Origin of the sequence: Streptomyces sp. NPDC088707 (assembly GCF_044752725.1) — a bacterium.
Lineage (GTDB): Bacteria > Actinomycetota > Actinomycetes > Streptomycetales > Streptomycetaceae > Streptomyces.
In genome coordinates this window covers 268884-295551 of record NZ_JBIVLV010000005.1, presented here as the reverse complement: position 1 = coordinate 295551, position 26668 = coordinate 268884, and the positions used below count along the sequence as shown (strand labels likewise).

Genomic DNA, 26668 nt, shown 5'->3' with positions numbered 1-26668 from the left:
CCTCGTTCCGGCGGGCCGGGTTGCTCCCGCCGCTCCCAACACCCTCGAAAATACGCGCGATGTAAGGGGCGCGCCAGCAAGGCAGGCCGTACTTACTAAGGCGTACCTTGCTGCGGAGCCGGGGTTCTGGCGAGGTGTCAGGCGGGTGACAGAGACGTTTCTTCGGCGAGTTCGCGGCCCGCCGTGGCACAGATCCAGGCATCGGGGCGCCGTCGATGCGCCCCCACCGAGGAAGGGGCCACGGACATGGCGACCACCACGGCATGCGATACGCGCGAACGGGCGAGAGGGGCGCTCCTCGGCCTCGCCGTCGGCGACGCGCTCGGCGCGCCCGCCGAGAACATGCGCCCCTCCGAGATCCGCCGCCGCTGGGGCCGGATCGAGGGTTTCGTGACGGACAGCCCTGCGGGCACGGACGACACCGAGTACGCCATCTTCTCGGCGCTCCTCCTGGCCCGGCACGGCTCGGCCCTCACCGTCCACCACGTCGAACGGGCCTGGCACCACTGGATCGCCGATCTCGACGAAGGCCCGTTCCGCGGAGCGGGCTTCTCGGAGCGCGGCACCCTGGAGAACCTCCGCCGAGGCCTCGCCGCACCGATCTCCGCGCAGCACCGGCACGCCTGGAGCGACGGTCTCGCCATGCGGGCGGCGCCGTTCGGGGTGTTCGCGGCGGGCCGCCCGGCGGAGGCGGCCCGGCTGGTCGCGATCGACGGCAGCGTCAGCCACGACGGCGAGGGCATCTACGGCGGCCAGGCGGTCGCGGCGGGCGTCGCGGCGGCGATGGCGGGAGCGGGGGTGACCTCGGTGATCGCGGCGGCCCTCTCGGCCGTCCCGATGGACTCCTGGACGGCCCGCTCGCTGCGCCGCGCGGTCGTCGCCGCCCAGCGCGTCCAGCCGGACCCGCTGACCCGCGAGCGCCAGGTCCGCTCGGCGGTCGTCATCGGCGGCTACCCGTGGACGGACCTGGCCCCGGAGGCGGTGGGCCTGGCCTTCGGCGCCTTCGCGGCGGCGCGGGGCGACTTCCGTACGGCGGTCCTGACGGCCGTCAACATGGGCCGCGACGCCGACACCACGGCGGCGGTGGCGGGCGCGCTGGCAGGCGCGGCCGGCGGAGTGCGGTCGATCCCCGAGGAATGGGCCTCGGCCATCACCCCGGTCACGGGCAGCTGCCTCCCCTCGATGCGCGGCTACCACGTCCTGGACGTGGCGGACCTCCTGACCCCGGAGGGGGAATCCTGATGAGCGGCGACACGACCACTCCTCCCGCTGCCGTGGGCGACGCCCCCGCCGCTGTGGGCGATCGTCCCGCTGGGCCGTGGGGGCACCCCCAGAAGGAGTCCGGGGGAGGGTGGGCACAGCGCCCATGGCCGGGTTCCGGCCCCCTGCTCGACGCGCACCAGGGCCTGGCGCCGCCCCCGCTGCCGGGCACCGACGCGCTGGACCTCGTTCCCCTGGACCCCGCTCCTCCCCACGGCACGGGTTCATGGGGCGGCGCCCACGAGGCCCCGCGACAGGACGTCCCCCGCAGGGCCACGCGCGACGCGGTCGAAGGCCTCCTCCTCGGCCTCGCCGCAGGCGACGCCGCAGGATGGCCCGCCGCACGGCACCGCGCCGCCCGCATGCCCGAGTGGACCCGCCGTCTCACCCGTGAGCTCGACACCTTCGCCGAGCAGAACGCCACGACCACCCTCCCCGTCCCCATCGCCCTCAACCAGCCCCCCGAGCCCCTCCGCCTCGGCCCCTCCGACGACGCCGAATGGGCGGTCTTCACCGCCGAGGCGATCCTCACCGCCTCGGGCCCGCTCTTCACCGGCATCCCCGAGGAACGCCGGCTCCGCGCCGCCGTCGACCTCGCCTGGAACGCCCTCGCCGGACAGGTCGCCGCCGCGGCCGCACGCGCTCCCGAGGTCGAGTCCGCCGTGCTCCCGCTCCGCGCCCGTATCTCCGTCCGCGCGGGCCTCGGCAATCTCGCCACCGGCCTGCGTCCGCCCGCGACCGGCCACGACAACCCGCACTTCTTCGACGACGCGGCCTGCGTCCGGGCCGCCGTCCTGGCCGTCGTCCACCCCGGCGACCCCCGCGCCGCGGCCGAACTCGCCGAGTTCGACGCCCGGTACACCCAGGACGGCGACGGCGTCCACGGCGCCCGCGCGACGGCGGCTGCCGTCGCCGCGGCCCTCGGCGGGGCGACGGTCGACGAGGCCGTCGAGGCGGCGCTCGCCGAGCTGCCGCCCGTCACCGAGATCGGCCGCAACGCCCGGTACGCGGTGAAGCTGGCCCAGACCGCCGCCTCGGCCTTCGAACTGGTCCCGCTCCTCGAGCACCAGATCGTGGACCACGTCTACAGCTACGGCATCGCCGCCGCCGAGACCGTGCCGGTGGCGCTCGCCCTCGCCACCGCCGCCCGGGGCGAGATGACGGCCGCGGTCCCGGCCGCCGTCTGCCTCTCCCGGGTCGCCGACTCCGCACCCGCGCTGGCCGGAGCGCTCACCGGTGCGCTGGGCGGGGGCCGTTCGGTGCCGGCGACCTGGCGCGAGGCGTGCCGGACCCTCGCGGGCTGCGCGCTGCCCCGCCTCGCGGGAACGGATCTGGTCGAACTCGCCGGGCTGCTCGCAGCCACGGAACCACCCTCCCCGGGTAGACAATCCCGACATGACACCCACAACACCCCCGGCAGTGACGCCCGCGCTGGATGACCGGATCACCGGCAGTCTCCTCGGGGCCGCCGTCGGCGACGCGCTCGGCGGCCCCGTCGAGGGCTACACCCCCCAGCAGATCCTGGAGCGCCACGGCGGCCGCGTCACCGGGATCGTCGGCCCGTGGAACGGCGACGCATGGCGCACCGCCCGCCCCATCGCCCCGTACCACAAGGGCGACGGGCACGTCACCGACGACACCTTGATGACCCATGCGCTGATCCGGGTGTACGAGAGGGTCCGCGGCCACCTCGACGCGTACGCGGTCGCGGACCACCTCGTCCCGGACCTCATGGGCAGCCCCGTCTGGATCCCGGAGCTGGAGGCGGAGGCACTCCCGCTCCAGCGGATCTTCCTCGCCGAGAAGTGGCTGGTGGCACGCCTCCACTACGGCCATGTGGACCCGCGCGAGGCCGGCAGCGGCAACATCGTCAACTGCGGCGCCGCGATGTACATGGCGCCGGTCGGGCTCGTCAACGCGGCCCACCCGGAGGCCGCGTACGCCGAGGCCCTCGACGTCGCGGGCGCCCACCAGTCCTCGTACGGCCGCGAGGCGGCGGGAGTGTTCGCGGCGGCGGTGGCGGCGGCGTGCGCGCCCGGCGCCACGCCGGCATCCGTGGTCGACACGGCCCTGTCGCTCGCGAAGGACGGGACGCTGGCGGCGATCGAGGCGGTGGCGGAAGTGGCGTCCAGGCACCGGGACTTCGAGTCGGCGCTGACGCCGCTCCGCGCGGCGGTCGCCCCGTTCGACTCGGTGGGCCCCGACTACCGCTCCCCCTCCCTCGGCGCCCGCCGCCCGTCCCGTCTCCACGCGATCGAGGAACTCCCGATCGCCCTCGGCATGCTGCTCGTCGGAGAGGGCGACTACCGGCGTACGGTGCTGGGCTCCGTCAACTACGGCCGCGACTGCGACTCGGTCGCCACGATGGCGGGCGCGATCGTGGGCGCGCTGCACGGGGAGCAGGCGGTGCCGGCCGACTGGGCGAAGCGGGTGGCGGAGGCGAGCCGGCTGGACCTGCACGCCCCGGCGAGGGCCCTGACGGAGGTGACCCACGAGATCTTCGCCCAGGACAGGAGACGCCGGCGGGCCCACGAGCAGGCGTTCGCGGCTCTGACGGGCACGGCCGCCCGATGAACCTCCGCCTGACCTGGGTCCAGCCCGAGGACCTGGTGGGCCACGAACTCCGCCAGGCGGCGGAGGACGGCCGCGACGCCCGCGCCCTCGCGGCCCGCTGGGCGGCGGCGGGCGGCCCGCCGGCCCCGGAGACGGCCGGTGCCTCCGTCACCCCCCGCCCGGACCTCCGCCCCCTGGCGGAGGAACTCCTGGACGCCCTGACGACCCTCCCCACCCCCCTGTCGGACGACGAACCGACCCCCCTGCCCGAGATCAGAGCTCTGACGCCGCCCCGCGCCGCCCCTCCCCCAGACCCTGACGGGGCCGCCGGCTCCGCCGCCGCTGTGGGCAGTCGTCCCGCGGGACGGTGGGGGCGCCCCCGGCCCGGCTCCGGGACAGCGTGTGCACAGCCCCCGTTGCCGGGCGCCGCATCCCTGCGCGGCGCCATCCAGGAGCAGCCCGCGCCCCCGCCGCCAGGCACCCCGCGCGAAGCGCCCGTGCTCCAGGGGTTCGGTGGCGAAGCCCACGGTGCTCTCCTGCACCGCCTGCACGCCGCCTGGCTCGGCCGAGCCGCCGGCTGTCTCCTCGGCAAGCCCGTCGAGAAGCTCGGACTCCACGCCATCCGCGCCCTCGCCCGTGCCACCGGCGACTGGCCGCTCTCGACCTGGTTCACCGCCCGCGGCGTCCCGCCCGAGCTGCTCGCCGCCCACCCCTGGAACCGCCGCTCCGCCGCCACCTCCCTCGCCGAGAACATCGACGGGATGCCCGAGGACGACGACCTCAACTACCCCCTCCTCAACCTGCTGCTCCTCCAGCGCCACGGCCGCGGCTTCACCACCGCCGACGTCGCCCGCCTCTGGCTCGACGAGCTTCCCGCCGGCCGCACCTTCACGGCCGAACGCGTGGCCTACCGCAATCTCCTCGACGGGATCGAACCCCCGCTGACCGCCGCCCACCGCAATCCGTTCCGCGAGTGGATCGGCGCCCAGATCCGCGCCGACGTCCACGGCTGGACCCACCCCGGCGACCCGGTCGCCGCCGCCGAGCAGGCGTACCGGGACGCCACCCTCACCCACACGGCGAACGGCGTCTACGGCGCCATGTTCGTCGCCGCCACCCTCGCCACCGCCGCGACCGGCACCGCCGACGTCCACCGGTCGCTCGCCGAAGGCCTCGCCGTGATCCCACCGCGCTCCCGCCTCGCGCGGGCGGTCCGCCGAGGGATCGGACTCGCCCGCGACACCCCCGACTTCGACACCGTCGTCGACCGTCTGCACGCCGAACTCGGCGGGTACCACTGGGTGCATGCCGTCCCCAACGCCGCCCTGCTCGCCGCCGCCCTCACCCACGCCGACGGCGACTTCACCCGCTCCCTCTGCGCGGCGGTCTCCGGCGGCTGGGACACCGACTCCAACGGCGCCACCGCGGGTTCGGTCGCCGGTCTGCTGGCCGGGCACCCCGACCGGCTGCCGGAGCGCTGGACCTCCCCCCTCAAGAACCGTCTCGCGACCTCCGTCCCGTCCTTCGACGGCATCGGCTTCGACACCCTGGCCGAACTGACCCACCTGGAGGCAGTACGCCCATGACCAGCATCGTCGTACTCGGCAGCACCAACATGGACCTCGTCGCCTACGTCCCGAGGGCCCCGTCCCTCGGCGAGACCGTCACCGGCCGCGCCTTCCGCACGATCCCCGGCGGCAAGGGCGCCAACCAGGCCGTCGCCGCCGCGCGCGCCGGCGGCGAGGTGTCGATGATCGGCGCGGTCGGCGCCGACGACTTCGGCACCCGGCTCCGGGCCGGCCTCGAACACTGCTCGGTGGACACCGATCTCCTGCGCACCGCCGAGGGCCCCTCCGGCACCGCGCACATCGTCGTCGACGACGAGGGCGGCAACGCGATCGTCGTCATCCCCGGCGCGAACGGCACCGTCACCTCCCTCGACCACGGCGACGAGGCCCTCATCGGCACCGCCGACGTTCTGCTCCTCCAGCTCGAACTCCCCCTCTCCGTCGTCGTGGAGGGCGCCGCGACCGCCCGCCGCCTCGGTGTCCGTACCGTCCTCACCCCCGCGCCCGCCCAGCCGCTTCCTCCCGAACTGCTCGCCAGCATCGACCTGTTGGTGCCCAACGAGCACGAGGCCACCGCGCTCACCGGCCTGTCGGACCCGCGCGAGGCCGCCCTCGCCCTGCTCCGGGACGTCCCCGAGGTCGTCGTCACCCTGGGGGCGGCCGGCAGCCTGTACGCGGTCCGGGGCGCCGATCCGGTGACGGTGCCCGCGCCCCGCGTCCGGGCCGTGGACACCACCGCCGCCGGTGACACCTTCGTCGGCGCGCTGGTGGTCGCCCTCGGCGAGGGCCGTCCCGCACCCGAGGCACTCGCCTGGGCGGGAACCGCCGCCGCGCTCTCCGTCCAGCGCGAGGGCGCGTCCACGTCGATGCCCTACCGCACCGAGATCGAGGCCGCCTTCGGCTCCCACGGCGAGACCGAGGACCAGGGCGAGAAGGAGACCGACCCCGTATGACCCCCACACCCCGAGCGCCCCTCCACGGCCTGCGCGTCCTGGATCTGGCGACCCTCTTCGCCGGCCCGCTCGCCGCCACGATGCTCGGCGACTTCGGCGCCGACGTCGTCAAGATCGAGCACCCCCGCAAGCCCGACCCGTCCCGCGGCCACGGCCCCGCCAAGGACGGCATCGGTCTCTGGTGGAAGGTCCTCGGCCGCAACAAGCGGGCGATCACCCTCGACCTGTCGTCACCGGGCGGCCGTGACACCCTGCTCGCGCTGGCCGCCGACGCCGACGTGATCGTGGAGAACTTCCGCCCCGGCACCCTGGAACGCTGGGGTCTCGGCTGGGAGGAGCTCTCCACCGCCAACCCGCGCCTGGTCCTCGCCCGGGTCACCGGCTTCGGCCAGTTCGGCCCGTACGCCCACCGCCCCGGTTTCGGCACCCTCGCCGAGGCGATGAGCGGGTTCGCCGCCCTCACCGGCGAGCCCGAGGGCCCGCCCACCCTGCCCCCCTTCGGCCTGGCCGACTCGATCGCCGCCCTGGCCACGGCGTACGCGGTGATGACCGCGCTCACCGCGAGGACCACGACCGGGCGCGGCCAGGTCGTCGACATGGCGATCATCGAACCGATGCTCGCGGTCATCGGGCCCCACCCCCTCTGGTACGACCAGCTCGGCTATGTCCAGCCCCGCACGGGCAACCGCTCCCGCAACAACGCCCCCCGCAACACGTACCGCACCTCCGACGGCTCCTGGGTCGCCGTCTCCACCTCCGCCCAGTCCATCGCCGAACGCGTCATGGTCCTGGTCGGCCGCCCCGATCTGATCGACGAGCCGTGGTTCGCCGACGGCACGGGACGGGCCGAGCACGCGGACGTCCTGGACGAGGCGGTCGGCTCGTGGATCGCCCGCCGCACCCGGGACGAGGCGATGGCGGCGTTCGAGAAGGCCGAGGCGGCGATCGCCCCGGTCTACGACATCCGGGACGTCGTCGACGATCCCCAGTACCAGGCGCTCGGCACCGTCACCGAGGTGGAGGACCCCGAACTCGGCACGATCAAGATGCAGAACGTCCTCTTCCGCCTCTCCGAGACGCCCGGAGCCATCCGCTGGGCCGGGCGCCCCCACGGCGCCGACACCACCGCCGTCCTCTCCGAACTCGGCCTCACGCCCGCCGAGATCGGCAGCCTCCGCGAGCAGGGAGCGGTATGAGCGACATCAGCGAGACCCCGACCCGCGCCGGCGGCACGACGCGCCGCCGGCCGTCCACGCCCGCCCTCACCTGGCTGTACGCCCCGGGCGACCGCCCCGAGGTGGTCCGCAAGGCCCTGGTCTCCGGCGCCGACGTCGTCATCGTCGATCTGGAGGACGCGGTCGCCCCGCACCGCAAGGCGTACGCCCTCGAGGCCACGGCCGATCTGCTCACGGACCCGCACCCCGTCCCGGTGCACGTCCGCGTCCACACCCCGCGCGACATCCCCACCCTGGCCCTCCTCCCCGGCCTCCACGGTCTTCGTGTTCCCAAGGTGACACACGCCACTGACATCCACCGGCTCGTCGAGCTCGCCCCGGGGCTCCCGCTCTACCCGCTCCTGGAGAACGCCCTGGCCGTGGAGCACGCGTACGCCATCGCCACCGCCCACCCCGCCGTCCGCGGCATCGCGCTCGGCGAGGCCGATCTCCGCGCGGACCTGGGGGTGCGGGAGGACTCCGCTCTGGACTGGTCGCGCGGCCGGGTGGTGGTCGCGGCCCGCGCGGCCGCCCTCCCGCCCCCGGCCCAGTCCGTCCATCCCGACATCAGCGACCTGGACGCGCTGGCCGCGGGCTGCGCCCGGGGCAGGGCCATGGGCTTCTTCGGCCGGGCGGCCATCCACCCCCGCCAGCTCCCGGTCATCGAGCGCGCCTACCTCCCCACCCCGGAGGAGGTCGACGCGGCGCGGGAGGTGGTCGAGGCCGCCGGTCCCGAGCCGGGGGCCCTGGCCCTCCCGGACGGGCGCTTCGTGGACGCGGCGGTGGTGGCGGGCGCCCACCGGACCCTCGCCCTCGCGGCCCGCACGTCCTGACTCCGGCACCGGGGCATGAGCGCCCTCCCCGTACCCGGGCATGCGAAAGGGCCGCCGGGACCTCTCGGTCCCGGCGGCCCTTTCGACCGGCTGGAGGGGGATCAGCTCTTGGCGGCGGACCCGGCGCCGTTGCCGGCGCCGTGCTCCACGTCCCCGTCGGAGCCGTCCCGGTCGGCGGCGTCCTTCCCGGTGTCCGTGAGCGGGTCCGTCAGCGGGTCCGTGACGGAGTCCGCGGCAGCGTCCTCCGCCGACGCGTCCTCGTCGTCCGCCGTGACGGCCGCCTTGTCGGCGGCCTCCTTCGCGGCCTTCGGCTCGACGATCTCCTCGCGGCCCGGGCGGACCCGCGCCGAGACCACCATGTAGACGACGGCGAGCACGAAGACGCCGATCGCGGTCCACACGTTCAGGCGCAGGCCGAGAATGTGGTGGGCCTCGTCGACGCGCATGTACTCGATCCAGGCCCGGCCCACGCAGTACGCGGCGACGTACAGCGCGAAGGCGCGTCCGTGGCCGAGCTTGAAGCGGCGGTCGGCCCAGATGACGAGGAAGGCGACACCGACGCACCAGAGCGACTCGTACAGGAAGGTCGGGTGGTAGAGCCCGGCCTCGCGGTTCGCGCTCTCGGTGATCTTCAGGCCCCAGGGCAGATCGGTCGGCTTGCCGTACAGCTCCTGGTTGAACCAGTTGCCCCAGCGGCCGATGGCCTGGGCGAACGCGATTCCGGGAGCGATGGCGTCGGCGTACGCCGGGAGCGGGATGCCCCTCCGGCGGCAGCCGATCCAGGCACCCACCGCGCCGAGCGCGATGGCGCCCCAGATACCGAGGCCGCCCTCCCAGATCTTGAAGGCGTCGACCCAGTTCTCACCCTCGCTGAAGTACAGCTGGTAGTCGGTGATCACGTGGTAGAGGCGTCCGCCGACGAGGCCGAAGGGCACCGCCCAGACGGCGATGTCGGCCACGGTGCCGGCGGTGCCGCCCCGGGCGATCCAGCGCTTGTTGCCGTACCAGACGGCGACGAAGACACCGATGATGATGCAGAAGGCATAGCCGCGCAGCGGGATCGGTCCGAGGTTGATCACGCCGGTCGACGGGCTGGGAATGTAGGCAAGGTCCATGGCAGGACCGACGCTACCCTGCCGGGCGGGCGGGACGGCAGCCCACCCGGCAACGTATGGGTAACTAACCCGGGCCGGAGGCCGCGGCTCAGCCCGCCGAGGGAGAGCCCGGGGAGGCGGCCGGGGCGGTCGTCGGAGCCGCCGTGCCGGGCTTCTTGCCCTTGTTGGCCTCGGCGACCCACTTCTTCAGGTTGTCCGGGGAGATCTGCTCGTTCCCCTTCTGCGGGAAGATCGATTCTCCGTTGAGCAGGACGGACGGCGTGCCGCGGAAGCCGCCGTTCTGGAAGGCCTCGTTGGACTTGGCCACCCAGGTGTCGTGCGTGCCGTCGTTCACACAGCTGCGGAAGGCGGGCGTGTCGAGCCCGGGCACCTTCGCCGCCAGCTCGATCAGCTTGGCGTTGTCGCCGAAGGTGTCGTCCGTCTCCGGCGGCTGGTTGATGTAGAGCGTGTCGTGGTACGCGGTGAACTTTCCCGCGTCCTGGGCGCACGCGGCGGCGTTCGCCGCGCGCAGGGAGCCGCTGCCGCCCATGTTCCCGTCGATGAGGGTGGCGAGGTGGTACTCGGTCCTGATCGCGCCCGCGGCCTCCAGCTCGTGGATGGTGTCCCGGAACGCGTTCTCGAACTGGGCGCACGCCGGGCAGCGGAAGTCCTCCCAGATCGCCAGGGTCGACGGGGCGTCCGCCTTCCCGGTGGGAATGGCGGGCTTGCCGTCCTCCTCGGTCGCTCCCGTGGGCGCGACGACCGGGCCCGCCTTGTCGGAACCGCTGTCCTTGTCGCCGCCCGCGGCGATCACCCCGACGACCGCGGCCAGTCCGAGGACGCCGACCACCGCCGCCGACACGATCAGGATCCGCCGCTGCCTCTCGCGGGCCTTCTCGCGCTCGCGCTGCTGCTGGAGACGCTCCCGCGCACTCCGATTACCGTCACCACTGTTCTTCTGGCTCACGCCTCGGAAACGAACCGGGGAGGCACGTGCGTGCCTCCCCGGTCGCAGATCCACCCAAATGGGTTACGAAACGCGCCGGACACCCTCGGCGAGTTCGGCCGCCAGTTCCCTTACGGCGGCGAGTCCCGCGGCCTCGTCGCCGTCGGCGTCGAGGATCCGCTTCACGAAGGCGGAGCCGACGATGACGCCGTCCGCGAAGGCGGCGACCTCCTTGGCCTGGGTGGCGTCGGAGACGCCGAGGCCGACGCAGACCGGGAGGGCGGGGGCGGTGGCGCGGGTACGGCGGACCAGGTCGGCCGCCTGCTCGCCGACCGACTCGCGGGTGCCGGTGACACCCATGAGGGAGGCCGCGTAGACGAAGCCGGAGCCGGCCGCGGTGATGGTGGCGAGGCGCTCGTCCTTGCTGCTGGGCGCGACGACGAAGACGGTCGCGAGACCGTGCTTGTCGGCGTTCGCGCGCCAGACCTCGGACTCCTGGACCGGCAGGTCGGGCAGGATGCAGCCCGCGCCGCCTGCCGCGGCGAGCTCCTCGGTGAAGCGCTCGACGCCGTACCGGTCGATCGGATTCCAGTACGTCATGACGAGGACCGGCTTGCCGGTGGCCTCGTGGGCCTCGCGGACCGTCCGCATGACGTCGGCGATCTTCACGCCGCCGCGCAGGGCGATGTCGTCGGCGGTCTGGATGACCGGCCCGTCGAGGACCGGGTCACTGTGCGGGAGGCCGACCTCGACCACGTCCGCGCCGCCCTCGAAGACGGCCTTGATCGCCGCGATGCCGCCGTCGACGGTCGGGAAGCCGGCCGGGAGGTACGCGATGAGCGCGGCCCGGTTCTCCGCCTTCGCCTCGGCGAGGGTGTCGGTCAGCAGCTGGATGTTCCCACTCACTTCGCGTCCCCCTCGATCTCCGCGGTGTCGTCGGCCCCGGCGTCCGCGGCGACCTCGGCGTCGGTCTCGTACAGGCCGAAGTAGCGGGCGGCCGTGTCCATGTCCTTGTCGCCGCGCCCGGAGAGGTTCACGAGGAGCAGGGCGTCCCTGCCGAGCTCCTTGCCGACCTCGATCGCCCCGGCGAGGGCGTGCGCCGACTCGATCGCGGGGATGATCCCCTCGGTACGGGAGAGCAGCCGCAGCGCCTGCATGGCGGCGTCGTCGGTGACGGCGCGGTACTCCCCGCGCCCGCTGTCCTTCAGGTACGCGTGCTCCGGGCCGATGCCCGGGTAGTCGAGGCCCGCCGAGATCGAGTAGGGCTCGGTGATCTGGCCCTCCTCGTCCTGGAGGACGTACGACCGCGAGCCGTGCAGGATGCCCGGCTCGCCGGCGGTGAGGGTGGCCGCGTGCTCGCCGGTCTCGACGCCGTGGCCGGCCGGCTCGCAGCCGATCAGGCGGACGTCCGCGTCGGGGACGAAGGCGTGGAAGAGGCCGATGGCGTTGGAGCCGCCGCCGACGCAGGCGATCGCCGCGTCGGGGAGGCGGCCGGCGCGCTCCAGGATCTGGCGGCGCGCCTCCACCCCGATGACCCGGTGGAAGTCGCGGACCATGGCGGGGAAGGGGTGCGGGCCCGCCACGGTGCCGAACAGGTAGTGCGTCCGGTCCACGTTGGCGACCCAGTCGCGGAACGCCTCGTTGATGGCGTCCTTGAGGGTGCGGCTGCCGGACTTCACGGCCACGACCTCGGCGCCCAGCATCCGCATCCGGGCCACGTTGAGGGCCTGGCGCTGGGTGTCGACCTCGCCCATGTAGATGGTGCAGTCGAGGCCGAAGAGGGCACAGGCGGTGGCGGTGGCCACGCCGTGCTGACCGGCGCCGGTCTCGGCGATGACGCGGGTCTTGCCCATGCGCTTGGTGAGCAGGGCCTGCCCGAGCACGTTGTTGATCTTGTGCGAGCCGGTGTGGTTCAGGTCCTCGCGCTTGAGGAAGATCCGGGCGCCGCCGGCGTGCTCGGCGAACCGGGGCACCTCGGTGAGGGCGCTCGGGCGGCCCGTGTAGTCGACCATCAGGTCGTTGAGCTCGCGGGCGAACTCGGGGTCGGACTTGGCCTTCTCGTACTCGACGGCGACCTCGTCGACGGCGGCGACGAGGGCCTCGGGGATGAACTTGCCGCCGTAGGCACCGAAGTAGCCCTCGGGGGTGGGGACCTGACCTTCCAGGTCGGGGATGAAGAACTCGCTGGACATGCGGATGCTCCTCGCGGGGCGGGTGCCCCGTGTTCTCACGTGTGGTCGATGGTCACGTTATGCGCACACCCCACTCCCCTCCGCCGACGCCGGGCTCACGCCCGTGCCGGGCCGCCCGCCTGGGCTGAGCCCGCCTCGGGCCGCCGGCCGCTCGCCCCGCCCCGTTGGGGGCAGTCGTCCCGCTGGGGTCCCCCCTGGACGAGGTCCTTGGGGGAGGGACGGGTGGGCACGACGGACGGTGCCCCTTGCCGGGCCCGGGCTACCGCGCCCTGGCCCCACCCCTCGCGCGATGCGCTCGCGGTGCGGGCTCAGGCACAGGGGGCGGAGGCGCCGCCGAGGGCGCCGTCCCGTGCACCCCCACCACGGGGTGGGGGTGGGGAACGGAACGACTGCCCGCAGCGGGTGCGGTGCCGGGGGGCGGGGCCACGGACCGGAGGGCTCGGTGGCTGAGTGGCGTCAGTTCGTGGAGGTGCGCGCAGGGCGCCGACGCCATCGCATGCCGTTGACCTGGCCGGGCTCGTCCCCGATGACGTACCGCACCCGGCGGCCGTGGACACGGCGGGCGGGCGCGCGGCAGCCACGCGGTCGGCAGCCCCGGGCCAGCGGGGCGTGCGGCGCGGGTACGGACGCGGCTGCGACGCGCAGCCTGCCGCCGGGCACGCCGACGGTCCCCCGGGCGGTGCCCGGAGGGGTCGGCGTGGCGTGGCGGCGGGTCATGACTCGGTCAGCTCCGGCCGTGCCGGAGTGCCGGGTGGGCGCCGGCGGCGACCAGGTCGGCGACGGCGGCCTTCGGGTCGCGGCCGGTGACGAGCGACTCGCCGACCAGGACCGCGTCGGCGCCGGCGTTGGCGTAGGCGATGAGGTCGTGCGGGCCGCGGACGCCGGACTCGGCGATCTTGACGATGTGCGCGGGGATCTCGGGGGCGACGCGCTCGAAGGTGGAGCGGTCGACCTTGAGGGTCTTCAGGTTGCGCGCGTTGACGCCGATGATGCGGGCGCCCGCGTCGACGGCGCGCTCGACCTCGTCCTCGTCGTGGACCTCGACGAGCGGGGTGAGCCCGATGGACTCGGCGCGCTCGATGAGGGAGACGAGGGCCTCCTGCTCCAGGGCGGCGACGATGAGGAGCGCGAGATCCGCCCCGTACGCGCGTGCTTCCCAGAGCTGGTACGCGGTGACGATGAAGTCCTTGCGCAGGACCGGGATGTCGACCTTGGCCCGGACCGCCTCCAGGTCCGCGAGCGAGCCGCCGAAGCGGCGCTGCTCGGTGAGGACGGAGATGACGGCCGCGCCGCCCGCCTCGTAGTCCGCGGCGAGTCCGGCGGGGTCGGCGATCGCGGCGAGCGCGCCCTTGGACGGGCTGGAGCGCTTGACCTCGCAGATCACCTTGACGCCGTCGCCGCGCAGTGCGGCGACGCCGTCCTTGGCCTGCGGCGCCTTGGCGGCGCGCTCCTTGAGCTCGTCGAGGGTGACCCGCGCCTGCCGCTCTGCGAGGTCGGCGCGTACGCCTTCGATGATCTCGTCGAGCACACTCACGCGAGGGGCCCCCTTCCGGGACGGTGATGGTGATGATGAACCAGGTTCAGCCACATCGATCCTATCCGCAGGACGGCCCCGGACTCGCATCGGCCGGAGTCGCGTCCCATCTGCTGGGACTCCCGTAGGGGTCCTCGCGGCGCCGTAGGCGGCCCTCAGGGGGCCAGCGCGGAGCCGAAGGGGAGGTTCCGGACCAGGGTGAAGAGGGCGAGGACGGCCCCGATCCCCCACCACAGGACCGGGGACACCGCGAGGCGCATGGGCACCCCGCGGATGGCACGATTCAGCCAGATGACCATGAGGACGCCGAAGAGTCCGTAGCCGATGACGGCGAGGGCGTTGGCGCCGAGGGCGGCCGGGAGGTCGCCGTGGACGAAGGCGTGGGCACTGCGGAGCCCGCCGCAGCCGGGGCAGTAGATGCCGGTGAAGCGCAGCAGGGGGCAGACGGGGTAGTGCCCGGGTTCGTTGGGGTCGACGGTCCCGACGTACGCGAAGGCGGCCGCCACCCCGGCGAGCGTGGCGGCGGGGGCGAGCAGCCGCCGCGCGAGCGACCGGGCCGGCGGCGGTGCCGGTGCTGTCACGGGCCCGCCGGTCCAGCCGGGTCCCCAGGACCCGTGTGCGTGCGGTGCGGTGACGGGCCGCTCCCCCGCCGCCCCGGGAGCCTTCGGTGCCGCCTCGGGAGCCTCAGGCGCGGGAGCCTCCTGGGGGGCCGGTTCGGCCGGTGGGACAGGTTCACCCGGTCGGGTGCTGGATGCGTCGGTCACGGCTCCGGCCGTCGGCTGGGGGTCCACCCGGTGATTCTCGCCCCGGACGCGCGAGAGCGCAGCCCGGCACGGCCGGGCTGCGCTCTCGAATGTGTCGTGGCGCGTCAGGAACGGGCCTGCGCGGTCGCGGCCTCGCGGGCGGCGGCGACGGCCGCCGACTCCTTCGGCATGCCGAGGCCCGCGGCCTTCATCGCGCCGCCGACGATGCCACCGAGCACGATGACACCCATGCCGGCCCAGAATCCGGCGATGTTGGCGGCCACCATGAAGACTCCGGCGATGCAGAAGCCGATGAAGGAGATGATGACACCGGTCCAGGCGGCCGGGGTGTGTCCGTGGGCGCTGCCCGCCATGAGTTGCTCCTCGTTGCAGTTGCTCGATGGTGAGGTCTCGCGTGCGCGGACTCTCGGCGCTCATTGTCCCGCACGCGGGCGCGCGAGGGTGAATCGGGGGTACCGGGACGATCACGCGTCGCGGTCGGCGGCGCCGTCGGGCGCCGCCGGCCGGGCCGTCACACCCCGTGCGTGGGGTCCTCGCCGCGGTCCAGGGCCTTCCACAGGTCCTCGGGCCGGTCCGGGTCGGTCGTGGGGGCCTTGCGGGCGGCCCGCGGGGTGCCGGAGCGCTCGTAGCGGCCGCCCATGGCGGGCCAGCTCTTGCCGAAGCGCAGCGCGAAGAGGCCGGCGAGCAGGATGAGGACGGCGCCCGCGGCGGTCACGTACGGCCAGACGGTGTGGCTCAGACCGGCCACGGCGGCGGCGGTGTCGCCGCTGATGCGGGCGGCCTCGGCGTCCAGCGCGGCGCGGTCGGAGGCGCCGAGGACCGCGGCGAGCGCGGCGCCCGCGCCGCTGAGGGTGAGGAGCGCGGCGACGAGGGTGCGGCCGGTGCGGCGGACGGCGAAGACGGCGAAGAGCGCGGCGAGGCCGACGATCGCGAGGGCGGTCGGCACACCGGTGACGGTGCCTCCGTCGGCCTCGACGGGGACGCTGCCGCCGCCGACGGACGCCGTGCCCTCCGCCCAGATCTGGCCCGCGGAGAGCAGGACGACGGTGGCGCCGAGGGCACCGAGGAAGAGGGCCGCGGCCAGGCTGCGGCGGCCGCCGCCGGGGACGGCCGCGCGGGCGGCGCGGGGCTGGGGTACGGGTACGGCACTCACGTACCCCACTATCCCCTACGTGGTCAGGCGCCGTTCATCCGGTTGGCGGTGTGGACGGCGCGGAGGACGGCCGCGGCCTTGTTCCGGCACTCGTTGTCCTCGGCCACGGGGTCGGAGTCGGCGACGACACCCGCTCCGGCCTGCACATACGCGGTTCCGTCGCGGAGCAGGGCGGTGCGGATGGCGATGGCCGTGTCCGCGTCGCCGGCGAAATCGAGATAACCGACACATCCGCCGTACAGGCCACGCCGGGAGGGTTCGAGCTCCTCGATGATCTGCATCGCACGGGGCTTGGGCGCGCCGGAGAGCGTGCCGGCCGGGAAGCAGGCGGTGAGGACGTCGAAGGCGGTCCTGCCCTCGGCGACCTCGCCGGTCACGGTGGAGACGATGTGCATGACGTGCGAGTAGCGCTCGACGGACATGAAGTCGACGACCTCGACGGAGCCGGGCGCGCAGACGCGGCCGAGGTCGTTGCGGCCGAGGTCGACGAGCATGAGGTGCTCGGCGCGCTCCTTGGGGTCGGCGAGCAGCTCCTCGGCGAGGTCGTGGTCCTCCTGCGGGGTGGCGCCGCGGTGCCGGGTGCCCGCGATGGGGTGGAGCAGCGCGTGGCCGTCCTCGACCTTGACGAGGGCCTCGGGGCTGGATCCGACGACGTCGAAGCCGTTCTCGAAGCGGAAGAGGTACATGTACGGGGACGGGTTGGTGGCCCGCAGGACCCGGTAGACGTCGAGCGCGGAGGCGGTGCAGCGGATCTCGAAGCGCTGCGAGGGCACGACCTGGAAGGCCTCGCCGGCCCGGATGCGCTCCTTGATGTCCTCGACGGCGTCCTGGTAGGCCGGTCCGCCCCAGAGCGCGGAGACTGTGCCGTCGTCGAAACCGGGGAGTTCGGAGGCGGGCAGGGCGGTGGGGGCGGTGGCGACCGGGCGGGCCAGGTCGGCCTCCATGGCGTCGAGGCGGGCGACGGCGTGCGCGTACGCCTCCTCGATGCCGGTCTCCAGGTCGTTGTGGTTGATCGCGTTGGCGATCAGCAGGACCGAGCCGTCCCAGTGGTCCAGGACCGCGAGGTCGCTGGTGAGGAGCATGGTCAGCTCGGGGAGTTCGAGGTCGTCCCGGGTGGAGTCCCCGATCTTCTCCAGGCGGCGGACGATGTCGTAGCCGAGGTAGCCGACCATGCCACCGGTGAACGGCGGCATCCCGGAGGCGAGGTCGCCGCCAGGCGTAGGGGGGGTGTGGAGGGTCTCGACGGTGGCGCGCAGGGCCTGGAGCGGGTCGCCGCCGGTGGGGACGCCGACGGGCGGAGTGCCCAGCCAGTGGGCCTCGCCGTCCTTCACCGTCAGGGTGGCGTCGCTGCGGACGCCGATGAAGGAGTACCGGGACCAGGAGCGGCCGTTCTCCGCGGATTCGAGGAGAAAGGTGCCGGGCCGTTCGGCGGCGAGCTTGCGGTAGAGCCCGACCGGGGTGTCGCCGTCCGCGAGCAGCCTGCGGCTGACGGGGATGACGCGGCGGTCGGCCGCCAGCTTGCGGAAGGTGTCGAGATCCATGGCGCCAGACCCTACTCGGATACGGGGTCCGGGTCGGACCCGGATGCGGGGAGCACGTCGGCGTCGAAGCAGGTCCGGTCGCCGGTGTGGCAGGCGGCTCCGACCTGGTCGACCTTGACGAGGACGGTGTCGGCGTCGCAGTCGAGGGCGACGGACCTGACGTGCTGGACGTGGCCGGAGGTGTCGCCCTTGACCCAGTACTCCTGGCGGCTGCGGGACCAGTAGGTGCAGCGCCCGGTGGTGAGGGTGCGGTGGAGGGCCTCGTCGTCCATCCAGCCGAGCATCAGCACCTCGCCGGTGTCGTACTGCTGGGCGATGGCGGGGACGAGCCCGTCGGGGCCGCGCTTGAGGCGGGCGGCGATGGCCGGGTCGAGGTCGCTGGGGGTCCGGGGCGTGCTGCTCATGGCGCCATTGTGCCGCGCCCGGGGTGGTGTCCCGCGGGGCGTCCACTGGGCGGACCGGCGGCACCCGCCGTACGCTGGCGGTCATGTCGACCCATGCCAAACGTGAACGGCTTCTGCTCGCCGACCTGTTGGAGGCGGCGGGTCCCGATGCGCCGACGCTCTGCGAGGGCTGGCGGACCCGGGACCTCGCCGCCCATGTGGTGGTGCGGGAGCGGCGCCCGGACGCGGCGGCCGGTTCGCTCGTACCGGCCCTGAAGGACCGGCAGGAGCGGGTGCAGGCGGAGTTCGCCGACAGGCCGTACGAGGAGCTGATCCAGCTCATCCGAACGGGGCCGCCGCGGTTCTCGCCGTTCACCGTCAAGCAGGTGGACGAGGGGGCGAACGTCGTCGAGTTCTACGTCCACGCCGAGGACGTACGCCGTGCCCAGCCCGACTGGTCGGCGCGGGAGCTCGACCCGGTCTTCGCCGACGCCCTCTGGTCCCGCCTGGAGCGCGGCGCCCGCCTGCTGGGCCGCAAGGTCCCGGTGGGCCTGGTGCTGCGCCGTCCGAACGGCCAGACGGTGGTGGCGCGCCGGGGCACGCCGGTGGTGACGGTCTCCGGGGAGCCGGGCGAGCTGACGATGTACCTGTTCGGCCGCCAGGCCTCGGCCAAGGTGGAGCTGGACGGGGAGCCGGAGGCCATCGAGCGGCTGAAGCAGACGAAGCAGCTGGGGCTCTGAGCGAGGCGGCGGGGGCGCGAGCCGGGGCCGCCGGACCGGTAAGCGCCCGGGTCGCGGTGCCGGACCGGTAGGGCCCGGGTCGCGGTGCCGGACCGGTAGGGCCCGGGTCGCGGTGCCGGACCGGTGGCGGCCGACCGGTGCTAGCCGGGGAGTCCGGTGCTAGCCGGGCAGTTCCGCCCGGCGTACGGCCCTGACCGAGAGGCCGTAGACACCCGCGAGCGCGCAGACCGCCGCGCTGACGGTGAAGACCGGGCCGACGCCCCACAGGCCGATCGCGGCGCCCGTGAGCGGGAAGCTGAGCGGGGCGAGGCCCAGGCTCACCAGGCTGGAGACGGCCGAGACGCGGCCGAGGTAGGCGGGGTCGCACTCGGTCTGGACGAGGGCCCCGCAGAGCGCTCCGGAGAGGCCGGCGAACAGGCCGATGGCGAGGGCGACGGCCACGGCCGCGGGCAGCTGCGGGACGAAGGCGAGCGCGCCGATCGAGACGGCGCCGACAGCCATGGTCCAGCCGAGGACGGCTCCGGCGCGCGGCACCCGTCCCCTGACGCTGAGCAGCAGCGAGGCGCCGCCTGCACCGACGCCGAATCCGGCGAGGACCCAGCCGATGCCGGAGGCTCCCCAGCCGCGCTGGTCGGAGAGGAGCGCGAGGCCGACGTTGAGGGGGCCGACGAAGCCGAGGTCGCTGAGGGCGATGACGATCATGAGCGGCCCGAGGACCCGGTGGCCGCGCAGATAGCGCAGTCCGTCCACGAGGTCGCCGAACGCGGTGCCGTTCTGCTTCCGCGCCTCGCCGGTGAGCGGGCGGATCCGGAGGGCGAGCAGCAGCGGCAGGGAGAGCGCGAAGAGCCCTCCGGCCACGGCGAAGGCGGCGCCCGGCCCGCCGAGGGCGACGGCCAGGCCGCCGAGCGGGGCGCCGAGGACGGCTCCCGAGCGGTAGGCGAGGCCGCGCATGCCCTGGACGCGGGCGAGCTGGTCGTGCGGGGCGATCCGGGGTGGCAGGGCGCCGACGGCGGGCATGAAGAGCGCGTCGACGATGCCGAAGACGAGGGCGACAGCGGCCAGCGTCCAGAGGGTGGGCGAGGTGACGAGGACGAGCGCGGCGACGCCGAGGACGACGAGGCAGCGGACGGAGTCGGAGGCGATGACGACCCGGCGCGGGCCGAAGCGGTCGGCGACCACTCCCCCGCCGAGCATGAGCAGCGCGCGCGGTACGGCGCTGACCGCCATGACGAGTCCCGCCTCGGCCGGAGTGCCGCCGCGGACGGCGGCCCAGGAGAGTGCGAGGTGGTAGACGCTGTCGCCGAGGGTGGAGGCCGTGTAGGCGCCGAGCCAGCGCAGGACCTGGGGGTCGCGGTGGGCGGGCCGCTCGACGGCGGCGGGCGCCGGGGCGGGGACGGTGGCGGTCATGACCGGTAGGGGAAGCCGTGGAGGTGGATGGCGACGTTCTCGCGGCCCTCGTTGTCGCCGGCGGCCTCGGCGGCGCGGGCCTGCTGGTCGTACTTGCGCAGGACGGCGTCGAGTTCGGCGCCGAGTGCGGTGAGCTCCTCGGCGGTGAGGCGGGGCAGCCACTCGGCGCTGAGGGAGGCGGAGCGCCAGGTGTCGGACCAGGTGTGCCGCTCGTCGAGGAACCGGGCGTACATCCGGGTGCGCTGTTCGTCGACCGTACGGCCGAAGGCGGCGCTCGCGGCGGCGAGCTCGGGGGCGTCGCGGAGGTCCTCGTCGTGGATGCTGAAGCCGTACGAGCTCGGCTGCCACCAGCGCTCCCGGGCGTCCGTCGACCGGCTCTCGGCCTCTTCGATGAGGCCGTGCTCGGCGAGCTTGCGCAGGTGGTAGCTGACCAGCGAGACCGCCTCGTCGACCTGGTCGGCGAGCTGGGACGCGGTGGCGGTGCGGGCCACGAAGAGGGCGCGGTAGAGGCGCATGCGCAGGGGGTGCGAGATGGCTTTCAGGGTGCCGAGATCGGTGATCCGGCGGTGCTCCGGCGAGGTCATGACAACGACCCTAGATACGAAGGAAAACTTGCGCAACGAAAAATTGCGCAATGAATCCTGTGTATCTGGGGAAGAGGAAGGGCCCCCGAAGGAGCCCTTCCCCGGACGGAACGCCGGATCAGCGGACCGGGTGGCCCGCCGCCCGCAGCTCGTCCTTGACCTGGGAGATCCGAAGATCACCGAAGTGGAAGACGGAGGCCGCGAGCACCGCGTCCGCGCCCGCCGCCACCGCCGGCGGGAAGTCGGCGAGCTTGCCCGCTCCCCCGCTCGCGATCACCGGCACGGTCACGTGCTTGCGCACGGCCGCGATCATCTCCGTGTCGTAGCCGTCCTTGGTGCCGTCCGCGTCCATCGAGTTGAGCAGGATCTCGCCCGCGCCCAGCTCGGCGGCCCGGTGCGCCCACTCGACGGCGTCGATGCCGGTTCCCTTGCGGCCGCCGTGCGTCGTCACCTCGAAGGAGCCGGAGGCCGTCCGCCGGGCGTCGACCGACAGGACGAGCACCTGGCGGCCGAAGCGCTCCGCGATCTCCTGGATCAGCTCGGGGCGCGCGAGGGCGGCGGTGTTGACGCCCACCTTGTCGGCGCCGGCCCGCAGCAGCTTGTCGACGTCCTCGGCCGCGCGGACCCCGCCGCCGACCGTGAGCGGGATGAAGACCTGCTCGGCGGTGCGGCGCACCACGTCGTAGGTGGTCTCCCGGTTGCCCGACGAGGCGGTGATGTCGAGGAAGGTCAGCTCGTCGGCGCCCTCGGCGTCGTACAGCTTGGCCATCTCGACGGGGTCGCCGGCGTCCCGCAGGTTCTGGAAGTTGACGCCCTTGACGACCCGGCCGTTGTCCACGTCCAGGCAGGGGATCACCCGTACGGCGAGGCTCATGCGGCACCGCCCCTCTGGCCCTCTGGGCGGAAGGCCTCGACCTCGACCTCGACGACCAGGCTGGGGTCGACGAAGCCGGAGACGATGATCATCGAAGCGGCCGGGCGGACGGCGTCGAACAGCTCCTTGTGGGCGCGGCCGACCTCCTCCACGTCCCGGGCGTGGGTGATGTACATCCGGGTGCGGACGACGTCCTCCGGGCCCAGACCGAGCTTCTCGAGCGCGCCGAAGGCCACGTTGAAGGAGTTGACCGCCTGCTCGTACGGGCCTCCGCCGGCGATCTGGCCGCCGACCACCGAGGTGCAGCCGGCGACGAGGACCAGGCCGTTCGGCAGCTCCACGGCGCGGGAGTAGCCGAACTGCTCCTCCCAGGGGGCGCCGGTGACGACCTTCTTCACGCCGTCGGTCATACGGAAGCCACCGCCTCCAGCGCCTCTTCGAGGGTGAACGCCTTGGCGTACAGCGCCTTGCCGACGATCGCGCCCTCGACGCCGAGCGGCACCAGGCCGGACAGGGCCCGCAGGTCGTCCAGGGACGACACGCCGCCGGAGGCGACGACGGGCTTGTCGGTGGCCGCGCAGACGTTCTTCAGGAGCTCCAGGTTGGGGCCCTGGAGGGTGCCGTCCTTGGCGATGTCGGTGACGACGTAGCGGGAGCATCCCTCGGAGTCGAGGCGGGCGAGCGTCTCGTAGAGGTCGCCGCCGTCGCGGGTCCAGCCGCGGCCGCGCAGGGTGGTGCCGCGGACGTCGAGGCCGACGGCGATCTTGTCACCGTGCTCGGCGATGACCTTGGCGACCCACTCGGGGGTCTCCAGGGCCGCGGTGCCCAGGTTGACGCGGGTGCAGCCGGTGGCGAGGGCGGCGGCGAGCGAGGCGTCGTCGCGGATGCCGCCGGAGAGCTCGACCTTGATGTCCATGGCCTGGGCGACCTCGGCGATCAGCCGCCGGTTGTCACCGGTGCCGAAGGCGGCGTCGAGGTCGACGAGGTGCAGCCACTCGGCGCCGGAGTTCTGCCAGGCGAGGGCCGCTTCGAGCGGGGAGCCGTAGGAGGTCTCGGTGCCGGACTCGCCGTGCACGAGGCGGACGGCCTGGCCGTCGCGGACGTCGACGGCGGGGAGGAGTTCAAGCTTCTGAGCCATGATCAGAGGGTCTCGATCCAATTGGTGAGGAGCTGGGCTCCGGCGTCGCCGGACTTCTCGGGGTGGAACTGGGTGGCCCACAGGGCGCCGTTCTCGACGGCCGCGACGAAGGGCTCGCCGTGGGTGGCCCAGGTGACCTTGGGGGCGCGGATGTTCTTGTTGCCGACCTCCAGGGTCCACTCGCGCACCGCGTAGGAGTGCACGAAGTAGAACCGGGCGTCGGCGTCGAGGTCCGCGAACATCTCGGTGTCCTGCGGCGCGTCGACCGTGTTCCAGCCCATGTGGGGGACGACGGGGGCGTTCAACGCCTCGACCGTACCGGGCCACTCGTCGAGGCCCTCGCTCTCCACGCCGTGCTCGAAGCCGTGCGCGAAGAGGATCTGCATGCCGACGCAGATGCCCATGACGGGGCGGCCGCCGGCGAGCCGGCGGCCGATGATCCAGTCGCCGCGCGCGTCCTTCAGCCCCTGCATGCAGGCGGAGAAGGCGCCGACGCCGGGGACCAGGAGTCCGTCGGCGTTCATCGCCGTGTCGTAGTCGCGGGTGATCTCGACGTCGGCGCCGACCCGGGCGAGGGCGCGCTCGGCCGAGCGCACGTTGCCGAAGCCGTAGTCGAAGACGACGACCTTCCTGGGGGTGCTCGCGGTCATGCCCACACGTCCAGCCGCAGCACACCGGCGGCGAGGCACATCACGGCGCCGAAGGCGACGAGCGCGATGAGGCCCTTGGGCATCTGCTGCTTGACGAAGGAGTAGATGCCGCCGAGCAGGAAGAGACCAACGACGATGAGGATGGTGGAGAGGCCGTTCACGGTCAGAGCGCGCCCTTCGTGGAGGGGAGGATTCCGGCGGCGCGCGGGTCGCGCTCGGAGGCGTAGCGGAGGGCGCGGGCGAAGGCCTTGAACTGGCACTCCACGATGTGGTGGGCGTTGCGCCCGTACGGCACGTGGATGTGCAGCGCGATCTGGGCCTGGGCGACGAAGGACTCGAAGATGTGCCGGGTCATCGTCGTGTCGTACGAGCCGATCATCGGCGCCATGTTCTCGGGCTCGGTGTGCACGAGGTACGGGCGGCCGGAGAGGTCGACGGTCACCTGGGCGAGCGACTCGTCCAGCGGGACGGTGCAGTTGCCGAAGCGGTAGATGCCGACCTTGTCGCCGAGGGCCTGCCGGAAGGCGGCGCCGAGGGCGAGGGCGGTGTCCTCGATGGTGTGGTGCGAGTCGATGTGCAGGTCGCCGTCGGTCTTGACGGTGAGATCGAACAGACCGTGCCGGCCGAGCTGGTCGAGCATGTGGTCGTAGAACCCGACCCCGGTCGACACGTCGACCTTTCCGGTGCCGTCGAGGTCGATCTCGACGACGACGGAGGTCTCCTTGGTGGTGCGCTCTACGCGGCCTACGCGGCTCATCGTTCCTGCTCCTTCATCAATTCACGGACCGCGTCGAGGAACGCGTCGTTCTCTTCGGGGGTGCCGGCGGTGACCCGCAGCCACCCCGGTACGCCGTTGTCCCGGACCAGGACGCCCCGGTCGAGGATCCGCCGCCAGGTCGCGTGCGTGTCGGGGAACTTCCCGAACTGCACGAAGTTGGCGTCCGAATCGGTGACCTCGTAGCCGATCCCGCGCAGCTCGGTGACGAGCCGGTCGCGCTCGGCCTTGAGCTGCTCGACGTACCCGAGGAGGGTGTCGGTGTGCTCCAGGGCGGCGAGCGCGGTCGCCTGGGTGACGGCGGACAGGTGGTACGGCAGCCGGACCAGCTGGACGGCGTCGACCACGGCCGGGTGGGCCGCGAGGTAGCCGAGCCGCAGTCCGGCGGCGCCGAAGGCCTTGGACATGGTCCGGGAGACCACCAGGTTCGGGCGGCCCTCGATGAGGGGCAGCAGCGAGTCCCGGTGGCTGAACTCCACGTACGCCTCGTCGACGATCACCATGGAGGGCTTGGCCGCCTGGGCCGCCTCGTACAGGGCGAGGACGGTCTCGGCCTCGACGGCGGTGCCGGTGGGGTTGTTGGGCGAGGTGATGAACACGACGTCCGGCGCGTTCTCCGTGATCGCCGCGACGGCCGCCGCCACGTCGATGGTGAAGTCCTCACCGCGCGGCCCGGAGATCCAGCCGGTGCCGGTGCCGCGGGCGATCAGGGCGTGCATCGAGTACGAGGGCTCGAAGCCGATCGCGGTACGGCCCGGGCCGCCGAAGGTCTGCAGCAGCTGCTGGAGGACCTCGTTGGACCCGTTGGCCGCCCAGACGTTCTCGACGGCGACCGGGTGCCCGCCGGTCCGGGTGAGGTAGCGGGCGAGCTCGGTGCGGAGCTCGACCGCGTCCCGGTCGGGGTAGCGGTTGAGGGTACGGGCGGCCTCGGCGACGCGCTCCGCGATGCGGGCGACGAGCGGCTCGGGCAGCGGGTACGGGTTCTCGTTGGTGTTCAGCTGGACGGGGACGTCGAGCTGGGGCGCTCCGTAGGGGGACTTGCCCTTCAGTTCGTCCCGGACGGGGAGCTCGTCCCAGGGGGATCGATCGCTGATTCCGGTCACTTGGTCTCCGGTACCTTCCATCCGAACCTTGCCTTGATCGCCGCGCCGTGGGCGGGGAGGTCCTCCGCCTCGGCGAGGGTCACCACGTGGTGGGCGACGTCGGCGAGCGCGTCGCGCGTGTAGTCCACGATGTGCACCCCGCGCAGGAAGGACTGCACGGAGAGGCCCGAGGAGTGGCAGGCGCAGCCGCCGGTGGGCAGGACGTGGTTGGAGCCCGCGCAGTAGTCGCCGAGGGAGACGGGCGCCCAGGGGCCGACGAAGATCGCGCCGGCGTTGCGGACGCGGTCGGCGACGGCCGCCGCGTCGCGGGTCTGGATCTCCAGGTGCTCCGCGCCGTACGCGTCGACGACCGTGAGGCCGTCGGCCAGGTCGCGGACGAGGACGATCGCGGACTGGCGTCCCGCCAGGGCCGGGACGATCCGGTCGTCGACGTGCTTGGAGGCGGCGACCTGGGTCTTCAGCTCGGCCTCGGTGGCGGCGGCCAGCTCGTCCGAGTCGGTGACGAGGACGGAGGCGGCCATCGGGTCGTGCTCGGCCTGGCTGATGAGGTCGGCGGCGACGTGCACGGGGTCGGCGGTGGAGTCCGCGAGGATCGCGATCTCGGTCGGGCCGGCCTCGGCGTCGATGCCGATCCGGCCCTTGAGGAGGCGCTTGGCGGCGGCCACGTAGATGTTGCCGGGGCCGGTGACCAGGTTGACCGGGGCGCAGCCCGGCTCGCCGGCCGTCCCCTCCGTGCCGTACGCGAACATCGCGATGGCCTGGGCGCCGCCGGCGGCGTACACCTCGTCGACGCCGAGCAGGGCGCAGGCGGCGAGGATCGTCGGGTGCGGAAGCCCCCCGAACGCCTTCTGCGGGGGCGAGGCGATGGCCACGCCCTCGACGCCGGCCTCCTGGGCCGGGACGACGTTCATCACGACGGAGGACGGGTAGACCGAGCGGCCGCCCGGCACGTACAGACCGACGCGCTCGACCGGGATCCACTTCTCGGTGACCGTGCCGCCCGGGACGACCTGGGTGGTGTGGGTGGTGCGGCGCTGCTCGCGGTGGACGAGGCGGGCGCGCCGGATGGACTCGTCGAGGGCGGCGCGGACGGCCGGGTCGAGCTCGTCGAGGGCGCGGGCGATCGCCTCGGCGGGGACGCGCAGGCCCGGGACGCGGACGCCGTCGAACTTCTCCCCGTAGTCGATCACCGCGGCCGCGCCATGATGCCTGACGTCCTCGCAGATCGGCCGCACCGTCTCCAGGGCGGCTTCCACGTCGAACTCGGCACGGGGCAGCAGGTCGCGCAGGGCGGAACCCTCGGGGAGGGCCTCGCCGCGCAGATCGATTCGAGAGATCACGGGTCAATTCTCGCAGACGGCCCACAGCGCCGGTCGCCCGTATCAATGGCTGATACGGGCCACACTGGC

At 73.7% G+C, this 26668-nt stretch carries 29 protein-coding genes; 8 read left to right on the top strand and 21 right to left on the bottom strand.

Annotation, left to right across the window (positions count from 1 at the left end):
- Window positions 1–246: 246 nt before the first annotated feature.
- The 7 genes from ACIP84_RS17815 to ACIP84_RS17785 are packed head-to-tail and all read left to right on the top strand — an operon-like array spanning window position 247 to window position 8381.
- On the top strand, window positions 247–1242 hold the full coding sequence (locus tag ACIP84_RS17815; protein WP_355956537.1) for an ADP-ribosylglycohydrolase family protein: 996 nt from the start codon (window positions 247–249) through the stop codon (window positions 1240–1242).
- Window positions 1242–2699 carry an ADP-ribosylglycohydrolase family protein gene (locus tag ACIP84_RS17810; protein ID WP_401798542.1) on the top strand — a complete coding sequence of 486 codons (1458 nt, stop codon included), beginning with the start codon at window positions 1242–1244 and terminating at the stop codon, window positions 2697–2699. The genes ACIP84_RS17815 and ACIP84_RS17810 overlap by 1 nt, the downstream gene beginning before the upstream one ends.
- Complete coding sequence (locus ACIP84_RS17805; RefSeq protein ID WP_401798540.1) at window positions 2656–3834, top strand: ADP-ribosylglycohydrolase family protein; 1179 nt, start codon at window positions 2656–2658, stop codon at window positions 3832–3834. The genes ACIP84_RS17810 and ACIP84_RS17805 overlap by 44 nt, the downstream gene beginning before the upstream one ends.
- Window positions 3831–5399 carry an ADP-ribosylglycohydrolase family protein gene (locus tag ACIP84_RS17800; protein ID WP_401798538.1) on the top strand — a complete coding sequence of 523 codons (1569 nt, stop codon included), beginning with the start codon at window positions 3831–3833 and terminating at the stop codon, window positions 5397–5399. The genes ACIP84_RS17805 and ACIP84_RS17800 overlap by 4 nt, the downstream gene beginning before the upstream one ends.
- Window positions 5396–6334 (top strand): ribokinase, encoded by a 939-nt coding sequence (rbsK, locus tag ACIP84_RS17795; protein WP_401798536.1) that lies wholly within the window; start codon window positions 5396–5398, stop codon window positions 6332–6334. The genes ACIP84_RS17800 and rbsK overlap by 4 nt, the downstream gene beginning before the upstream one ends.
- The gene (locus ACIP84_RS17790) at window positions 6331–7530 is read left to right on the top strand and encodes a CaiB/BaiF CoA transferase family protein (protein ID WP_401798535.1); all 1200 of its coding nucleotides are present in this window, start codon (window positions 6331–6333) and stop codon (window positions 7528–7530) included. Before rbsK ends, ACIP84_RS17790 begins: the two co-directional genes overlap by 4 nt.
- Window positions 7527–8381, top strand: coding sequence for an aldolase/citrate lyase family protein (locus tag ACIP84_RS17785; protein ID WP_355956549.1), 855 nt, complete (start codon window positions 7527–7529; stop codon window positions 8379–8381). The genes ACIP84_RS17790 and ACIP84_RS17785 overlap by 4 nt, the downstream gene beginning before the upstream one ends.
- Before the next feature lie 101 nt (window positions 8382–8482).
- Here the strand turns inward: ACIP84_RS17785 and lgt are convergent, their stop codons facing one another.
- The 11 genes from lgt to hisI form a co-directional block, all read right to left on the bottom strand.
- Window positions 8483–9496, bottom strand: a complete 1014-nt coding sequence (gene lgt, locus ACIP84_RS17780; protein ID WP_401798532.1) for a prolipoprotein diacylglyceryl transferase — start codon at window positions 9494–9496, stop codon at window positions 8483–8485.
- Between the two features lie 88 nt (window positions 9497–9584).
- Window positions 9585–10442, bottom strand: a complete 858-nt coding sequence (locus ACIP84_RS17775; protein WP_355956553.1) for a thioredoxin domain-containing protein — start codon at window positions 10440–10442, stop codon at window positions 9585–9587.
- Window positions 10443–10505: 63 nt separating this feature from the next.
- Entirely contained in the window at window positions 10506–11327 is an 822-nt protein-coding gene (gene trpA, locus ACIP84_RS17770) for a tryptophan synthase subunit alpha (RefSeq protein WP_401798530.1), read from the bottom strand.
- A complete protein-coding gene (trpB, locus tag ACIP84_RS17765; protein WP_355956557.1) occupies window positions 11324–12613 on the bottom strand; it encodes a tryptophan synthase subunit beta in 1290 nt (429 codons plus the stop codon). Before trpB ends, trpA begins: the two co-directional genes overlap by 4 nt.
- A gap of 456 nt (window positions 12614–13069) precedes the next feature.
- The gene (trpM, locus tag ACIP84_RS17760) at window positions 13070–13330 is read right to left on the bottom strand and encodes a tryptophan biosynthesis modulator TrpM (RefSeq protein WP_401798528.1); all 261 of its coding nucleotides are present in this window, start codon (window positions 13328–13330) and stop codon (window positions 13070–13072) included.
- A 7-nt stretch (window positions 13331–13337) separates the two neighbouring features.
- Window positions 13338–14147 (bottom strand): indole-3-glycerol phosphate synthase TrpC, encoded by an 810-nt coding sequence (gene trpC / locus ACIP84_RS17755; protein ID WP_030314603.1) that lies wholly within the window; start codon window positions 14145–14147, stop codon window positions 13338–13340.
- 155 nt (window positions 14148–14302) lie between these two features.
- Window positions 14303–14911 (bottom strand): DUF2752 domain-containing protein, encoded by a 609-nt coding sequence (locus tag ACIP84_RS17750; protein WP_401798812.1) that lies wholly within the window; start codon window positions 14909–14911, stop codon window positions 14303–14305.
- Window positions 14912–15015: 104 nt separating this feature from the next.
- A complete protein-coding gene (locus ACIP84_RS17745) occupies window positions 15016–15264 on the bottom strand; it encodes an HGxxPAAW family protein (protein WP_319308650.1) in 249 nt (82 codons plus the stop codon).
- Window positions 15265–15422: 158 nt separating this feature from the next.
- Window positions 15423–16073, bottom strand: a complete 651-nt coding sequence (locus ACIP84_RS17740; protein ID WP_401798525.1) for a TIGR02234 family membrane protein — start codon at window positions 16071–16073, stop codon at window positions 15423–15425.
- A 14-nt stretch (window positions 16074–16087) separates the two neighbouring features.
- Window positions 16088–17605: an anthranilate synthase component I gene (locus tag ACIP84_RS17735; protein ID WP_401798523.1), complete on the bottom strand. Its 1518-nt coding sequence runs from the start codon at window positions 17603–17605 to the stop codon at window positions 16088–16090.
- Between the two features lie 11 nt (window positions 17606–17616).
- Window positions 17617–18009 carry a phosphoribosyl-AMP cyclohydrolase gene (gene hisI, locus ACIP84_RS17730; RefSeq protein ID WP_355956568.1) on the bottom strand — a complete coding sequence of 131 codons (393 nt, stop codon included), beginning with the start codon at window positions 18007–18009 and terminating at the stop codon, window positions 17617–17619.
- 83 nt (window positions 18010–18092) lie between these two features.
- Here hisI and ACIP84_RS17725 point away from each other — a divergent pair, with 83 nt between their 5' ends.
- On the top strand, window positions 18093–18728 hold the full coding sequence (locus ACIP84_RS17725) for a TIGR03085 family metal-binding protein (protein ID WP_401798521.1): 636 nt from the start codon (window positions 18093–18095) through the stop codon (window positions 18726–18728).
- Between the two features lie 159 nt (window positions 18729–18887).
- Here ACIP84_RS17725 and ACIP84_RS17720 read toward each other — a convergent pair whose 3' ends face one another.
- The 10 genes from ACIP84_RS17720 to hisD all read right to left on the bottom strand — a co-directional run bounded on the left by ACIP84_RS17720 (window position 18888) and on the right by hisD (window position 26599).
- Window positions 18888–20135 (bottom strand): MFS transporter, encoded by a 1248-nt coding sequence (locus tag ACIP84_RS17720; RefSeq protein WP_401798519.1) that lies wholly within the window; start codon window positions 20133–20135, stop codon window positions 18888–18890.
- Window positions 20132–20719, bottom strand: a complete 588-nt coding sequence (locus ACIP84_RS17715) for a helix-turn-helix domain-containing protein (protein ID WP_355956574.1) — start codon at window positions 20717–20719, stop codon at window positions 20132–20134. Before ACIP84_RS17715 ends, ACIP84_RS17720 begins: the two co-directional genes overlap by 4 nt.
- A gap of 118 nt (window positions 20720–20837) precedes the next feature.
- Window positions 20838–21593: an imidazole glycerol phosphate synthase subunit HisF gene (gene hisF / locus ACIP84_RS17710; RefSeq protein WP_401798516.1), complete on the bottom strand. Its 756-nt coding sequence runs from the start codon at window positions 21591–21593 to the stop codon at window positions 20838–20840.
- Entirely contained in the window at window positions 21590–22003 is a 414-nt protein-coding gene (locus ACIP84_RS17705; RefSeq protein WP_355956577.1) for a RidA family protein, read from the bottom strand. The genes hisF and ACIP84_RS17705 overlap by 4 nt, the downstream gene beginning before the upstream one ends.
- Window positions 22000–22731, bottom strand: coding sequence for a bifunctional 1-(5-phosphoribosyl)-5-((5-phosphoribosylamino)methylideneamino)imidazole-4-carboxamide isomerase/phosphoribosylanthranilate isomerase PriA (priA, locus tag ACIP84_RS17700; protein WP_401798514.1), 732 nt, complete (start codon window positions 22729–22731; stop codon window positions 22000–22002). Before priA ends, ACIP84_RS17705 begins: the two co-directional genes overlap by 4 nt.
- 2 nt (window positions 22732–22733) lie before the next feature.
- Complete coding sequence (gene hisH / locus ACIP84_RS17695; protein WP_355956579.1) at window positions 22734–23381, bottom strand: imidazole glycerol phosphate synthase subunit HisH; 648 nt, start codon at window positions 23379–23381, stop codon at window positions 22734–22736.
- A complete protein-coding gene (locus ACIP84_RS17690) occupies window positions 23378–23542 on the bottom strand; it encodes a hypothetical protein (RefSeq protein ID WP_401798512.1) in 165 nt (54 codons plus the stop codon). The genes hisH and ACIP84_RS17690 overlap by 4 nt, the downstream gene beginning before the upstream one ends.
- Window positions 23543–23544: 2 nt before the next feature.
- Window positions 23545–24138 (bottom strand): imidazoleglycerol-phosphate dehydratase HisB, encoded by a 594-nt coding sequence (gene hisB, locus ACIP84_RS17685; protein WP_351818962.1) that lies wholly within the window; start codon window positions 24136–24138, stop codon window positions 23545–23547.
- Entirely contained in the window at window positions 24135–25250 is a 1116-nt protein-coding gene (locus ACIP84_RS17680) for a histidinol-phosphate transaminase (RefSeq protein WP_355956800.1), read from the bottom strand. Before ACIP84_RS17680 ends, hisB begins: the two co-directional genes overlap by 4 nt.
- Before the next feature lie 5 nt (window positions 25251–25255).
- Window positions 25256–26599 carry a histidinol dehydrogenase gene (gene hisD / locus ACIP84_RS17675; RefSeq protein ID WP_401798510.1) on the bottom strand — a complete coding sequence of 448 codons (1344 nt, stop codon included), beginning with the start codon at window positions 26597–26599 and terminating at the stop codon, window positions 25256–25258.
- Between the last annotated feature and the right edge of the window lie 69 nt (window positions 26600–26668).